Here is a 13410-nt window from a genome sequence, read left to right on the forward strand (position 1 = left end):
ACTTAGACAAAAACAACAAAATGCATTACTATATTCGGAATGAAATGGTATGTAATCCGTAAACAGGATATGTTAAGTTCTTTTCAGGACGATGTCAAGTTAATCCAGGACTAGTGTAAAGCTATTCCAGGACTAGACAAACTAAAACGCGAATTCTTGCTAAGCAGGTGCTTGACTTAACAAAGGAACTTGAGAAAGCCAAGTTAAAAATTAGTAGTTTGGAAACGATGATAGAAGTGAGTGAACAGGACCTGCATATAAAAATCAGAAAAAAGCCTGGCGCCAAACAGTCGAAAGAATGAGGCAGAAACATCCCAGAGAAAGCCTGGGTAATCTCTGTGCACTGTTTGGCTTAACACGACAGGCTTACTACGAAGCCTCAGCTTACGCAACAAAAACTTCCATTGCTCATATGATTGTGTTAACCTTGGTAAAAGATATTCGTAGCGAGATGCCACTACTCGGTACAAGAAAGCTGCTTTATCTTCTGGAACCGGAATTAGAAAAACACTGCATAAAAATGGGCAGGGATCAGCTTTTCGATTTATTACGCTTCCACGGCCTATTAATACGGAGAAGGAAACGAATGGTAAAAACCACTGACTCTAATCATTGGCTGAAAAGGTACCCTAATCTTATAAAGCAGCTGTTTATAACAGGTCCCGAACAGCTCTGGGTTAGTGACATTACTTATATTCGAACATTGCAGGGCTTTAGTTATTTAAGCCTCATTACTGATGTATATTCACGTAAAATAGTTGGTCACGCCCTCTTCCCGACACTAGAAGCGATGGGGTGTGTAAATGCTCTTACTATGGCGATAAATTCAAGAAAAGCCAACTCGCCCTATTTCTTAATTCATCATTCTGATCGAGGAGTACAGTACTGCTGCTCGGAATATGTTGAGTTACTTAACCAGGAGGGAATAGCAATTAGTATGACGCAAAGCGGGAGTCCTTACGACAATGCCCTTGCAGAGCGGGTGAATGGCATCATAAAAAATGAATTCTATCCAAAGCGGATCTATCAGAATCATAAGGATGCAGTTAAGGCGGTATCGAAGATAATAGACGTATATAACCACAAACGGCCTCACTGCAGTATCGACTATTTAACTCCGCATCATGCACATAATTCCGAGGGGCCATTAAAAAAGAGATGGAAAACATATCCGAGGGTTAGAAAAGCTTTATTAGAGCCAGCTGAAATGGATAAATAAATCAGGAAGTTGTGTCTTAATTTATAGATATCTATACTTGTAATATATTCTTAGGACTAAGAGTAAACATCAGGAGCTACGTAACAGTACTAATTTTAAAATCTGTAAGGTTTTTGTAGGACGAGACAAACATAGGAATAGATATAATATCTTTAAACTATGGAGAACTTTAAATCATCAATTATCGGACACCTGGATATAATAGTAAGCCGAAATGAAAATGGGTTAGATGGTGAGAATGAATGCTGGAACGAAGTTTTGATTCATGGTGATCCTGAAGGACTAAGATCCTTGGCCCACTTGCTTCTAAGATTGGCAGACCTTGACCAGGAAAGTGTCGTTAGTCTTCCGGTTGGTGCGAGAGAACATCAGCATCTGCAACCAAAGCTTGAATTGTCAAGCAGTTCGGAAGCGGTAATTGTGGGACGTTTGGATGCCAAGGGCACAGGTGCTTTTTATGATCGCTATATCCCGAAAGAGAGTTAAGATGATGGCTGGAGGTTTTGTTTAAAAGTTAATTGCCTGGATTTCCTTTACCGTTTTCTTCCCCGGACCAGGAGATTTGTTGTTATTGGCTTATCCCTATGGTTGTTTACAGGTATATCAATAAGACCAGGTTTTGTGTCAGTAACATCTTATGATGGCGGGTTTTTACATCTTTTGATGATGGGATTGACTGATATAACCGCTATCACCGGACATGAAAATCTATTTCCAGTCTTTGTCTTCTAGTATGAAAATGGCTTCTGCGTTGGTGTCAAATATTGCAGCGATTTTTAATGCCAGTATGCTGGAAGGAACAAATTTCCCAATTTCTATCGAATTGATGGTTTGTCTGGATACGTTTACTTTATCGGCGAGTGCTGCTTGGGTGAGATCATGCTTTGCCCGTTCTACTTTTATCGTATTCTTCATTAAGATTAGGGTTATGCCATGAAAATGTACAGCCTGGAATACCGGATCATATTGGCCATAGCAAATACAATGATTAGAAAGTAATTGATTGAGGTCAAATCAAAACTGATTATTTGATGCTGATAAAGATTGCTAATGATCAATTTAAGGGTATAACCAAGAACCAATGCAAAAAGCGCAGAGGAAGACCTGATGGCAGTCGACCTTTCGTCTTCCTTAGACTGAAAAGAGATAAACAACATAAATAGACCCACCAACAGGGGGATTTCAGCAGTTGAAGATTTTGAGGTAAGCAGGACTGGAATTCCCAGTACTATAAGGAACAGACCTACATACAGAGGGAATTTAATAAGAGTTTTCATGTTATATAGATCAGTAATTGAAGTATAAAAGTATAGTTAACTTATTAAAAAGACAAATATATTTGTCTTTTTAATAAGTTAACTATACAAATGGATTCTATGGTAATCGCTTGTATAGTTATGCCGCCATTAAACGATGTAAAAACCCGCCATTGAAAAATGTTATTTACATTTTGTTACCTTTTATTTACCTGGCTGATACTCCATAAGGATTTTCTATTTGTCTACAAGGAGATGAGAAAGATGGATACCTCTATAGGATGGCATAGAGATCCGTGACGGAATAGAAACTTGGCAGATCTTGAAGCCATTACGCAGGCAGATCTCTGGGCACAGTACCTGAAAGGCAATGGAACGGTATGGGCGGACCTGGACTACCTGGGTGGGAAATCATTGCGCTTTAACGTAGTTGGCAACAGAACTGCGATAAGTGGGGATCAGATGGATTATACGGATGAGTTGAATGGGGTTTGGGACAATGCGCAGCAGTTTAAAGCTTATGTGAGGGAGCATATACAGAAGATCTATGTGGCGGTAGAGGGGGAGTGAAATTATGAACGATGGAAGATAAGTTGATGAATTAAACTTAACCGGATAATCACCGGATAATTCAATTGCTGCTTATTATGTTTGGCTTAACTAACTTTTTAAAGATATGACAGAAATACAAAAGGTCCTGGATATGGAAGGTATTCGGACGAAAATTTACAACATACGTGGTACGCAGGTGATGATGGATAGGGATTTGGCAGAACTTTATAATGTAGAAATGAAAGTTTTGCATCAAACAGTAAGAAGAAATCTGGAAAGATTTGCGGATGATTTTATGTTTCAGTTAACTCGGGAAGAGCTGGCTTCTTTGAAATCAGGCATGGGCGGTTCAAGTAGGGAAGGTTCAGATAAGCTCTCGTTTGCTTTTTCAGAAGCTGGCGTGGGAATGCTTTCGGTAGTTTTACACAGTGATATTGCTGTCAGGATCAATTTAAGGATTGTTGAGGCGGTGTGTGAGCAGGTTCAGCTATTCGGATGAGTAATTCGAGTTTATTTGAGTGTAAGCCTCTCGAATTCGAGGGGCTTAAAAATGAGGCGGGTCACTGTCTAATAAAGATCATTTATGACAAATGTGATATTTGTAATAATTAAGTATCTTTGTGTTATGCAAACAGCAGTTCAGAATAAACGCACATTAATATCCCTGCTTAAGGCCAATGGCCAGAAGCTGAGATCATATGGTGTAGCTAATCTGAGCATTTTTGGTTCTTTTACTACAGGTAAGCCTACTGCCGATAGTGATGTTGATCTGTTGGTAGATTTCGACCCAAATCAAAAAAGCTATGACAACTTTATGGATCTGTCATTCTTTTTGGAAGATTTGCTGGGTAGAAAAGTTGAGGTGATTACGCCTCAATCTTTAAGTAAATACATTGGGCCACATATCCTAAAAGAGGCTGAGCATGTTGCCATCTAGTATTGAATTGGTTAAACATATTCTGGATGAGGTTTCTTTTATACTAACTACGGTTAAAGGGAAAGATAAAGAATCCGTAATTGGCGATCCTGTATTATCACGTGCCATTATCAGAAGCCTTGAAATTGTTGGAGAGGCAAGTACCAAGCTAGACCCAGAGTTTAAGGCGGCATATCCACACATTGAATGGCGAAAAATGGCAAATACCCGCCATCGTTTGATACATGATTACTTTGGAGTGGATTATGACATTGTTTGGGATATCATAACTACAAAATTGCCAGATCTGGAAACGGATATTCAATCTATTATTTCAGAAAATTAAATAAGGCATGTGAATATTTATATGCACATTTTCTATTGACAAAGAACAGGATGTGATGGCAACCAACATTAAGGGAACTAGAATCGGCTCAAATATGATCTCCAGCATTAACTATTTAATTGTAATGACAACTAAAATATTTGCTGCTGGACTTTTGCTATTTCTTGGATTGACAAGTTGCAACCAAGCCTCCAACAAACAGCAAAGCATGAAGACAAAGGCGGCTTTGCTCGTAAATAAGGAAGCCTTCACCTTGTATAAAAAAACTGACAGTGTAATATACGTTGCAAGGGCATTGGCGGTTACCAATGATACTTTTGATCTGCATTTATATCACATAAATATATCAAAGCCTGAAAATGCTCAGCAGCTTTTTGCATCTGTTCAACGTTTAACAAAGCAGGAAATTGACAAGAAAAAAGCAGAATTAGAAACCAGTTATACCTGGGCACCTTTCAAAAATGAGGAGATATTGTTTGTTCAAATTCAACCATCTGGGTTTAAAGATGAAATGCAACTGTTAGATAAACGGCAGGAGGTGGAGGATAGATTGGGCGAGGCTCTTGAAAACAATAAGCTCGGGAATTGGGCCGCCGGTGATTTGGGACCGGGTGGTGCAAATATGCTCTTTACTGTAACTAATGTTGACAAATCCTTGCAAATGGTTATGTCTGTTTTACAAGAGAATGATTTGGAAAAGAATGTTTTAATTGGAAGACGCGTTTCACTGGATAAGGCTGATTGGTTTTATGAAGTAATTTATCCGGCAAACTATTCAGGTCATTTTAATACGATGTAAGAAGAAGATTGCGATGAGAGGATATATGAAAATTACAATTGACAACTTATCGGACGAAGAATTGGAGCTTTATAACTATGCTAATTCACTAGATGGAACACAATGGACGGCAAAACTCAACAGCTTGTTAAGAGCGAGATTTATCAAAAGTCGCCCGCTGCTGAAACCTGGTTGCCCATACATACCAATTTCAAAAAAAATACAATGCGATATATTTTTGAAACGGCTGACGGAACGGTATTTCTGGGTTTGGGCCACGGTCTTTATAAATCTACCGACAAGGGGGAAAACTGGAGAAAAGTAAAACATGATGGAGGGGTAATAAATATGCTGGAGTCAGAAGGTGTTCTTGTCGCGACGGGTACAAAAGGGATCATGCGTTCGACAGATAATGGTGAACACTGGCAATGGGTAATCAGAGAGGGCGGTGACGGTATCGCTATGTATATTCCGCTCTTCTGACATGGGTAAAACCTGGAACAGTGTTCATGCTGGTGTTGATGAACCTGATAACAACCTGTTGAAATTTATACCGTGGAGTAGTCCTTCCACTGCACCTAGAAATGTCTTTAGGGTATATGTTTCCGGAAATGTAGTGTATGCCCTGGTGGGGAATGCCGGATGCTAGAAATTATACCCAAAATGCAATCCCGGCTGCCCGAAGAAGAATCTTGACCATCTATCGTCAACCTGTTTAAACGAATCAGGCATTGTTGATTGATAGGGACGATGAGTCATTGCTATTGAAGGTTGAAAAAAAAGCCTGTCCTTGAAAAGTTTAATGTGATAACCAATGGAATAAGTGTTAAAGATTTGAAAGCCATTGTCCTTATTACCGTTATCATTTACAAAGGTTTGCAAAGCAGGCATCACGTCAACTTGAGCAAAAAGATTCTTCCATAAAAACCTTTGATAATTAAGTGAAACTCCGTATTCACGAATATAACCTGGAAACCCTTCTCCTTCTGCTTCAAATGATTTTCCATAAGGAATGCCAATTGGCCAGGCATATTTCCAGGTTTTAAATTCAAGTGAAACTACATCCTTTCCTGTAATGCGATAACCTAAGTTCAGATAAACCATCCCGGGCGGATTATTATCAGCTACTATATTAGCTATCATAAATAACGTACTCCCTATAAAATACTTTCTGTAAGTACTGTCTTGTTTGGAATATTGAGCCTTAACTTGTAGAGTGCCTGCCATCATTAAAATCAAGGCGAACCATAAAATATTCTTTTGCATTTCGATATATTAGTTGTTAAACGATAATGCAAAGATAGATTGGCGAGAGGCCATAACTCGTTCACTTAAGGTAAGAAATGATCATCAGAATGTTCATGTGAAATAAATTTTTAACGGCAATTAATATATCATCAAGAAATATTAAATTGACACCCGTATCGCCTAAATATTACAAAAATGCAATTGACAAATGATAAAATGGATCAGATCCTGTTAAATTTTTTAGCGAAGTATGTAATCCTGTCTGAAGAGGAGCAAAATGTCATTATAGATTTAGCCATTTTTAAAAGTTTCAGGAAAGGAACAATTTTATTGAAAGAGGGTCAACGCTCAAAGGATGCCTATTTTGTACTTAAAGGATGCATCAGGTGCTATTATATGGTTGATACAGAAGAAAAGACTACTGCTTTTTATACCGAGTCTGAAACCCTTAACCCTCCAGGCGCATTAAACAATACCCCATCTGAATATTATGTTGATTGTCTTGAGGACTCTATTTTGATTGTAGCCAGTTCAGAAACAGATGAAGAACTTTTTGCAAAATACCCTATCTTAGAAAAACTGTGTCGTCTTGTTTCCGAAGATTTACACTCAAAAAGTCAAATAGCATTTGATAATTTTAAGATTTCTACACCAGAGCAGCGCTATTTGAATCTGCTGGAAATAAGGCCGGATTTGGCTCAAAGAATCCCTCAATACCATTTAGCGAGTTATTTGGGTATCACTCCGCAATCTTTAAGCAGAATGAGAAAGAGGCTGGTTAGAAAAGTCTCTTAGATCCTTTCTTAACTTAAGGTAACGAGTTTAGGCTTTTATCATTTTTATGTTTGCGTAGAACTATTAAAAATGATAAAAATGAAAAAGTCAATTTTTGCACTACTGATGGTAGTCACAGTTTTTGTTTCTTGTAAGAAAGATTCAGATAAAAAGCCTGATGATGCCTCGCGTGTTATTCGTTATGAGATCACGGGGAATTTTACTGGACCAACGCTGATCGCATCTTACACCACCTCAGGAGGTGGAACGGCTAATGATCCCGTCGCGACGCTTCCATGGACAAAAGAAATTACTTACGCCGCAAATGTAGCTGCAGCCATTATTGCAATATCGGGGAATGGAGGAATTGCAGGTCAGAAAGTAACAATTGTGATCAAGCGGGGCGGCAGTCAGGTAGGAGCACCAATTGATGCCGTGGCCGATGCCTCAGGAAGTTTCTCTAAATCTGCTCCGGCTATCGTTTTTTAAAACTTAACCGGATAATCACCGACTAGTGTGTGAGCAGGTTTAGAGGATTATTTGTGGTGAGTAAAGCGGAGAAGTAAGTTGAAAATGAAAGCTGAAGATGGTAAGATGCGTGAAACTGATGTTGCTGATACAAAATCCTTGCTTCGCTTAATTCAATCTATACCTTCGCCCAAAGCTGAGCCTTTTAAAGTTTGGCTGGCCAAAGTTGGCTACGAACGGATGCAGGAAATCTCTGATCCTGAACAAAGCTACATTTAAAACAATCGAAATAGATACTTGAACATGGTTAAATTTATATTATACTTGCTGCTTAGATAACCAACAAAAAATTATCATCAGGGTACAACCGATGGAGAGCAGGCAACTTAAAAATGAAGATGAACTACTGACCAGAATTGCCGGAGGCGATCAGCGTGCATTTACGGAAATCTTTGATTTTTATCAACGGTATGTATATGACTATGGTCGAAAGCTGACTAAATCCGAAGATCAGGCCAGCGAAATCGTACAAGATGTATTCTTAAAAATATGGCTCAACAGGGAAAAACTCAATGAAGTGAAAAATTTCGGGGCATATCTAAACCGGGTAGTAAGAAACCATTCAATAAACGTGATACGCAAATTGGCACAAGATGCCAGATCGGCAACACAGCTTAAAATTAATACTCAGGAATCTGACAATTCTACAGATAAAATACTAGATTATAATGAAAGCAATAGAATACTAACCCAGGCTATCGAAAACTTAAGCGCTCAGCAACGCACAGTATACACCCATTGTCATATAGAAGGATTGAAATATGAAGAAGCTGCAAAAAAGATGAACATTTCAAGCCGCACCGTACAGGCACACATGGGCCAAGCGTTAAAACACATACGTGAGCACTTCAACAAACACGCACTTACCTATCCGGCATTATTTGCTGTACTATTCAAATAAAATATCATTGTAAATCAGCTTATTAAATATTTATCAATTATTTTTTGATAAACCACTAAGCATTTTTTTCGCGTCAGGTGTCAGTGTAGTTAAAAGGTATAAAAACTGCCTAAACCGACAAACGATGCAAAAATCAAACGCGAGGCTTCAAGTCCTGCTGCAAAACTATTTCAATAATCTGAATACCGAAACGGAAAATGAAGAGTTATGGTCGCATATCATTGCTTCTCACAACGATCAGGAATTGATGCAACTTTTTCCCGATGCATTTAGTAACGAAATAGCGGTTCCCGAAAATGCATTGGATGCTACAAAAAAACAGACTATTTTAAACTACATCTACAATTATCAGTTATTACAAGCAAGCCATCAGCCTAAAAAGACGAGGTTGCTGCCAAAATTGATGGCAATAGCAGCAGCTGTAGCTTTGATTATTTTAGGCGTTTGGTTTTATGCCGGCAACCCAGTCGTAAATCGTAACTCAGAAATCGCGAATCAAAACGATATTAAACCCGGCAAAAACACAGCCACAATCACCTTACCTGATGGCAGCAGCGTGCAGCTAAGCGATGCGAAAACCGGAGTGGTGATTGATGCGAGTAAGATAACATATAGTGATGGAAGTACTTTGGGTTCAGAAGGGGGATCAAATTTAGGGGATACTTCTTCGCTGCGCTTGCTAAATGGAATGACAACCGTCACCACTCCCCGTGGTGGAACGTATCAGGTTGTGCTTCCTGATGGTACCAAAGTGTTTTTAAATGCAGATAGTGAGCTAGAATTCCCTGGTAAGTTTTTTGGCGGCGAACGGTTGGTGAAGCTGACCGGTGAAGCTTATTTCGTTGTTGTGCATAATTCAAAAATGCCTTTTAAAGTGGAAAGCACTGGTCAGATCGTTGAGGACATTGGTACTGAGTTTAACATCAATGCTTATGCGGACGAGCGCAGCACGAAAACTACATTGGTTGAGGGCAGTGCAAAGGTAAATGAGGTAATCCTCAAACCAAACCAGCAATCATCTCTTAATGGCACTCGTATAAAAGTAGAAAATGTTGACACAGAATTGGCTATAGCCTGGAAAAACAATCAATTTATTTTTGAACACGATGACATCCGCTACATCATGCGCATGATCTCACGCTGGTATAACGTAGAAATAGTATACCTGGGTGAATTGCCTGTAACCACATTTAGTGGCGCGGTGTCCCGTTTTGCTAATGTGTCTGAAGTATTGCGGCCACTGGAATCAACCGGACAGGTAAAATTTCAAATTGAAGGAATGAAGATTTTGGTAAGCAGATAGTACGGATATAAGAAAAACCAAATCCCTGCTGAAACAGGGACTTGGTTTACACTTGGTTCTTAATTTAATAAAACTAAACCCGCAGTGGCCTGACGCTTCAGAACAAAAGGCTCCTGCACAACCAAATATAATAAATGTATAGAAAAATAACCACAAACCTGGGTATAACAAATTCTTGTATCCGTAAAATTTGGCTAATTATGCGATTAACCACCGTAATACTAATAGCTGCCCTGATGCAGGTAAGTGCTGCCGGCCTTGCACAGAAGATTACTATTTCAAAAAAACAAGCAGACTTACGGGCCGTACTAAAAGCGCTAAGGACTCAGAGTGGCTATAACTTTGTGTATGCGGACAATGTGCTCTCTCAAGCTAAGCCCGTTGACATCTCTGTGAAAGCTGCCGACTTTAAAGATGTTTTAGCGCAAATATTTGCTAATCAGCCTTTAACTTATAAGATTGATAATAACGTTATCATTGTTCAAATAAAGCCAACTGTACTGACGCAACCTGGTAGAAAAAATATTAGAGTTTCAGGTGTGATCACTGATGAAGAGGGGAATCCATTGCAGAGCGCAGGCATAAGAGTGAAAGGGGGAGATAAGAAAGCCGTTGCTGATAAGGATGGGCGCTATAGTATAGAGGTTCCGGATGATGTAATACTGGTATTTACCCACCTGGGTTTTGATGATCAGGAGATGCGGGTTGAAGGAAGGCAAACCATTAATATTAAACTAAAACCACAGATCAGCAAACTGGATGAGGTTTTAGTGGTTGGATATGGATCCGTACGAAAAGTTGATATTACAGGTTCTGTTGCTCAGGTAAATATTCGCGATATGGCTAAAGCCCCGGTGTCTTCTATAGAACAAGCATTGGCTGGGCGTGTGGCTGGTTTAAATGTCTCTGCCAGTCAGGGACAGCCGGGAGAAGAGGGGATAAATATACGTATCAGAGGAGTGGGGTCTATCACACAGGATGCGTCTCCTTTGTATGTCATTGATGGATTTGCAACAGAGAACTTTGATCTTTCTATGTTGAACCCTGACGATATAGAATCCATAAACGTGCTCAAAGATGCTTCCGGAACCGCGATCTACGGATCCAGAGGTGCAAACGGTGTCATTGTTGTGGAAACAAAAAAGGGGAAAGTGGGCAAACCCAATTTGAATTATTCAGGGTCCTACGGTTTCCAGGATGTGACTAAAAGAGTTGAGGTGTTAAGTCCTTATGAGTTTGTTAAATTGGAAAATGAGCGTGATTCGGTAACTGCTAAGACGCTGTATCTCCCAGACGGTGTAACCTATGATTCCTATAAAAATCTGGAAGGGATCAACTGGCAAGATCAGTTCTTCAGACAAGGCGTAACCAATATTCACAATTTATCATTGCGGGGTGGAAATAAAGATACCAAGTACGCCATTTCAGGATCCTTGTTTGAAACCGGCTCTGTGGTAGTGAATACGGGTTTGAAGAAGCAGCAGGGACGTGTAACTGTAGATCAGAACGTCAGCAACAAATTGAGAGCTGGCATGAGTACAAATTATACACATACGCAGACGTATGGCCAAATTGCTTCTTCTATAAAAGATGGCTATGCGTCGAGTGCGCTTCTTTATTCAGTATGGGGATACAGACCAGTTAACGCTGGATATTTAACAGGTGACATAGACTTGGAAGAAGAGCTTTTTGATGAAGATGTAACCAGCACTACAGATTATCGCTTCAACCCAGTGGAGTCTGCAAAGAATGTTTACAGAAATAAAGATAACAATAACCTGGTTGCTAATGGGTATTTTACTTATGATATCACTAAAAACCTGGTCTTCAAATCTACCGGCGCCATTAACCTTAATACCATTCAATTGGGTACGTTCTATAATTCCGGTACGAGCGAAGGTAGCCCCATAAGCCCTAGAAACAACTATGGACAGTGGGGTGCAATGGCCTATAGCAGTCGTACCACTTGGTCTAACGAAAATACCCTTACCTATAGCAAGGTGAACAAAACCAATTCGTTTACTGTATTGGGTGGTTTTAGTTTCCAGAGGGAAGGCAACAAAGGAAATAACTATACTGCGATTAAAGTTCCCAATGAGACTTTGGGCATAGACGGATTAGGGCAAGGTACACCGCTAGCGGTAGGCTCTTTCGGTACCTATAACACCCTGCAATCTTATTTCAGCAGAGTGAATTATGGGTATCAATCCAGATATCTGTTCACAGCAACATTCAGGGCAGACGGGTCGTCTAAATTTCCGAATAGCAAATGGGGTTACTTTCCATCAGGAGCTTTCGCCTGGAAAATGAAGGAAGAATCCTTTCTTAAGGGAATTGAAATCATCACAGAAGCCAAATTACGTTTGAGTTACGGCCTAACGGGCAACAACAGAGTAGGGGATTTTTCTGCGCTTTCACCAATCAGCGTAGACAACTCTACTGGTTATTCTTTCGGGAATGAGGTGCCAACACCAGCGGCAATACCAGATATCGGGAACCCCACACTAAGATGGGAAACAACAGCTCAGCTTAATTTAGGATATGACCTTTCGTTATTAAAGAATAGAATTGAGCTGGTTGTAGATGTATATAGAAAAAAGACGGACAATCTTCTGCTGTTGGCCAACATGTCCCCGAGTTCAGGTTATGCCCGTGCCTACAAAAACGTAGGTAAATTAAAGAATGAGGGATTGGAATTTACCTTGAATACGGTGAATATCAATAAGCATGATTTTGCCTGGCGGAGTAATTTCAATATCAGCTTCAACCGAAATACCATTTTACAGTTGGCTGATGAAGAGGAGCGTTTATTGAGTAGTATCTCACCCAGATGGCAGTCCGGATATGCTGACCCGGTATTGTATAGCGCCGCTATAGGTCATTCAGTAGGTAATTTCGTTGGGTACATCTTTGATGGGATTTATCAATATGAAGATTTTTATCAATTGCCAAATGGCGGTTATCGCCTCCAAAATTCTGTGCCGACAAACGGCATGGCCAGAGAGGTCATCAAACCAGGATATATCCGCTATAAAGATCTGAACAATGACGGAATTATCACAGCGGCAGATCAAACCATTATCGGCAGGGGTTTACCTATTCATACTGGTGGTTTTTCTAACAATTTTACATATAAAAACTTAAGTCTGAATGTGTTCTTGCAATGGTCTTATGGCAATGATGTGTATAACGCAAACAAACTTATTTTTGAAGCAAAAGCATACAGCATGCTGAATCAATATGCGAGTTATGCGAATCGTTGGTCGCCTACAAATCCGAGTACGACCATACCCGTTGTAGGAGGGGTTCCGGAGGGGTATTATTCGACCAGGGAATTGGAAGATGCTTCCTATTTAAGGTTGAAAACTGTGGAATTAGCTTACAGCATACCAGCGAATTACTTGAAAAAATTAGGACTTAAAGAGCTCATGCTGACAGCTTCCGCACAGAATCTGGTTACATGGACCAACTATTCAGGTATGGATCCGGAAGTGTCCACGCGCAACTCCATCTTAACTCCAGGATTTGACTATTCCGCATTCCCTATTGCGAAAACATTAGTTTTTGGACTAAAGGCTTCATTATAAAC

Annotated in this window: 16 protein-coding genes and 1 pseudogene; 14 read left to right on the top strand and 3 right to left on the bottom strand. The window is 39.8% G+C overall.

From position 1 onward, the window contains the following. Positions 1-292 precede the first annotated feature (292 nt). A pseudogene (locus tag VK541_RS12815) lies at positions 293-1219 on the top strand (IS3 family transposase); the annotation flags it as partial. 159 nt (positions 1220-1378) lie between these two features. Continuing rightward, complete coding sequence (locus VK541_RS12820) at positions 1379-1705, top strand: Imm32 family immunity protein (RefSeq protein WP_324370667.1); 327 nt, start codon at positions 1379-1381, stop codon at positions 1703-1705. Between the two features lie 222 nt (positions 1706-1927). Here the strand turns inward: VK541_RS12820 and VK541_RS12825 are convergent, their stop codons facing one another. Further along, positions 1928-2134: a helix-turn-helix transcriptional regulator gene (locus VK541_RS12825; protein WP_324370670.1), complete on the bottom strand. Its 207-nt coding sequence runs from the start codon at positions 2132-2134 to the stop codon at positions 1928-1930. 11 nt (positions 2135-2145) lie between these two features. Next, positions 2146-2496 carry a hypothetical protein gene (locus VK541_RS12830; protein WP_324370672.1) on the bottom strand — a complete coding sequence of 117 codons (351 nt, stop codon included), beginning with the start codon at positions 2494-2496 and terminating at the stop codon, positions 2146-2148. Positions 2497-2787: 291 nt separating this feature from the next. On the opposite strand from VK541_RS12830, the gene VK541_RS12835 reads away from it, so the two are divergent. From VK541_RS12835 to VK541_RS12860, 6 genes are all read left to right on the top strand, one after another. Beyond that, positions 2788-3045, top strand: coding sequence for a hypothetical protein (locus VK541_RS12835; RefSeq protein ID WP_324370674.1), 258 nt, complete (start codon positions 2788-2790; stop codon positions 3043-3045). A gap of 106 nt (positions 3046-3151) precedes the next feature. Beyond that, positions 3152-3526 (top strand): ORF6N domain-containing protein, encoded by a 375-nt coding sequence (locus VK541_RS12840; protein WP_324370676.1) that lies wholly within the window; start codon positions 3152-3154, stop codon positions 3524-3526. A gap of 126 nt (positions 3527-3652) precedes the next feature. Continuing rightward, positions 3653-3964, top strand: coding sequence for a nucleotidyltransferase family protein (locus VK541_RS12845; RefSeq protein WP_324370677.1), 312 nt, complete (start codon positions 3653-3655; stop codon positions 3962-3964). Then, the gene (locus tag VK541_RS12850; protein WP_324370678.1) at positions 3951-4289 is read left to right on the top strand and encodes a DUF86 domain-containing protein; all 339 of its coding nucleotides are present in this window, start codon (positions 3951-3953) and stop codon (positions 4287-4289) included. Before VK541_RS12845 ends, VK541_RS12850 begins: the two co-directional genes overlap by 14 nt. 55 nt (positions 4290-4344) lie before the next feature. Beyond that, entirely contained in the window at positions 4345-5088 is a 744-nt protein-coding gene (locus VK541_RS12855; RefSeq protein ID WP_324370679.1) for a hypothetical protein, read from the top strand. 102 nt (positions 5089-5190) lie between these two features. Continuing rightward, positions 5191-5550 (top strand): hypothetical protein, encoded by a 360-nt coding sequence (locus tag VK541_RS12860; protein ID WP_324370681.1) that lies wholly within the window; start codon positions 5191-5193, stop codon positions 5548-5550. A gap of 162 nt (positions 5551-5712) precedes the next feature. Here the strand turns inward: VK541_RS12860 and VK541_RS12865 are convergent, their stop codons facing one another. Continuing rightward, positions 5713-6333 carry a hypothetical protein gene (locus VK541_RS12865; RefSeq protein WP_324370684.1) on the bottom strand — a complete coding sequence of 207 codons (621 nt, stop codon included), beginning with the start codon at positions 6331-6333 and terminating at the stop codon, positions 5713-5715. Between the two features lie 177 nt (positions 6334-6510). On the opposite strand from VK541_RS12865, the gene VK541_RS12870 reads away from it, so the two are divergent. The 6 genes from VK541_RS12870 (at position 6511) to VK541_RS12895 (ending at position 13408) form a co-directional block, all read left to right on the top strand. Next, complete coding sequence (locus tag VK541_RS12870) at positions 6511-7110, top strand: Crp/Fnr family transcriptional regulator (RefSeq protein ID WP_324370686.1); 600 nt, start codon at positions 6511-6513, stop codon at positions 7108-7110. A gap of 78 nt (positions 7111-7188) precedes the next feature. Next, positions 7189-7578, top strand: a complete 390-nt coding sequence (locus VK541_RS12875; RefSeq protein ID WP_324370688.1) for a hypothetical protein — start codon at positions 7189-7191, stop codon at positions 7576-7578. Between the two features lie 84 nt (positions 7579-7662). Next, the gene (locus VK541_RS12880) at positions 7663-7836 is read left to right on the top strand and encodes a hypothetical protein (RefSeq protein ID WP_324370690.1); all 174 of its coding nucleotides are present in this window, start codon (positions 7663-7665) and stop codon (positions 7834-7836) included. Between the two features lie 91 nt (positions 7837-7927). Further along, entirely contained in the window at positions 7928-8518 is a 591-nt protein-coding gene (locus VK541_RS12885) for an RNA polymerase sigma-70 factor (protein WP_324370692.1), read from the top strand. A gap of 124 nt (positions 8519-8642) precedes the next feature. Further along, entirely contained in the window at positions 8643-9821 is a 1179-nt protein-coding gene (locus VK541_RS12890; protein ID WP_324370694.1) for a FecR family protein, read from the top strand. A 200-nt stretch (positions 9822-10021) separates the two neighbouring features. Next, positions 10022-13408: a TonB-dependent receptor gene (locus VK541_RS12895; RefSeq protein WP_324370696.1), complete on the top strand. Its 3387-nt coding sequence runs from the start codon at positions 10022-10024 to the stop codon at positions 13406-13408. Positions 13409-13410: the final 2 nt, after the last annotated feature.

Origin of the sequence: Pedobacter sp. (assembly GCF_035317785.1) — a bacterium.
Taxonomy (GTDB): domain Bacteria; phylum Bacteroidota; class Bacteroidia; order Sphingobacteriales; family Sphingobacteriaceae; genus Pedobacter.

What these genes read in the sequence shown, in the direction of transcription:
- VK541_RS12860 (WP_324370681.1), top strand. Translation starts at nt 5,191, where the DNA reads ATGGACGGCAAAACTCAACAGCTTGTTAAGAGCGAGATTTATCAAAAG.
- VK541_RS12870 (WP_324370686.1), top strand. Translation starts at nt 6,511, where the DNA reads ATGCAATTGACAAATGATAAAATGGATCAGATCCTGTTAAATTTTTTA.
- VK541_RS12865 (WP_324370684.1), bottom strand. Translation starts at nt 6,333, where the DNA reads ATGCAAAAGAATATTTTATGGTTCGCCTTGATTTTAATGATGGCAGGC.
- VK541_RS12840 (WP_324370676.1), top strand. Translation starts at nt 3,152, where the DNA reads ATGACAGAAATACAAAAGGTCCTGGATATGGAAGGTATTCGGACGAAA.
- VK541_RS12855 (WP_324370679.1), top strand. Translation starts at nt 4,345, where the DNA reads ATGGCAACCAACATTAAGGGAACTAGAATCGGCTCAAATATGATCTCC.
- VK541_RS12825 (WP_324370670.1), bottom strand. Translation starts at nt 2,134, where the DNA reads ATGAAGAATACGATAAAAGTAGAACGGGCAAAGCATGATCTCACCCAA.
- VK541_RS12895 (WP_324370696.1), top strand. Translation starts at nt 10,022, where the DNA reads ATGCGATTAACCACCGTAATACTAATAGCTGCCCTGATGCAGGTAAGT.
- VK541_RS12880 (WP_324370690.1), top strand. Translation starts at nt 7,663, where the DNA reads ATGAAAGCTGAAGATGGTAAGATGCGTGAAACTGATGTTGCTGATACA.
- VK541_RS12850 (WP_324370678.1), top strand. Translation starts at nt 3,951, where the DNA reads ATGTTGCCATCTAGTATTGAATTGGTTAAACATATTCTGGATGAGGTT.
- VK541_RS12885 (WP_324370692.1), top strand. Translation starts at nt 7,928, where the DNA reads ATGGAGAGCAGGCAACTTAAAAATGAAGATGAACTACTGACCAGAATT.
- VK541_RS12845 (WP_324370677.1), top strand. Translation starts at nt 3,653, where the DNA reads ATGCAAACAGCAGTTCAGAATAAACGCACATTAATATCCCTGCTTAAG.
- VK541_RS12830 (WP_324370672.1), bottom strand. Translation starts at nt 2,496, where the DNA reads ATGAAAACTCTTATTAAATTCCCTCTGTATGTAGGTCTGTTCCTTATA.
- VK541_RS12820 (WP_324370667.1), top strand. Translation starts at nt 1,379, where the DNA reads ATGGAGAACTTTAAATCATCAATTATCGGACACCTGGATATAATAGTA.
- VK541_RS12875 (WP_324370688.1), top strand. Translation starts at nt 7,189, where the DNA reads ATGAAAAAGTCAATTTTTGCACTACTGATGGTAGTCACAGTTTTTGTT.
- VK541_RS12890 (WP_324370694.1), top strand. Translation starts at nt 8,643, where the DNA reads ATGCAAAAATCAAACGCGAGGCTTCAAGTCCTGCTGCAAAACTATTTC.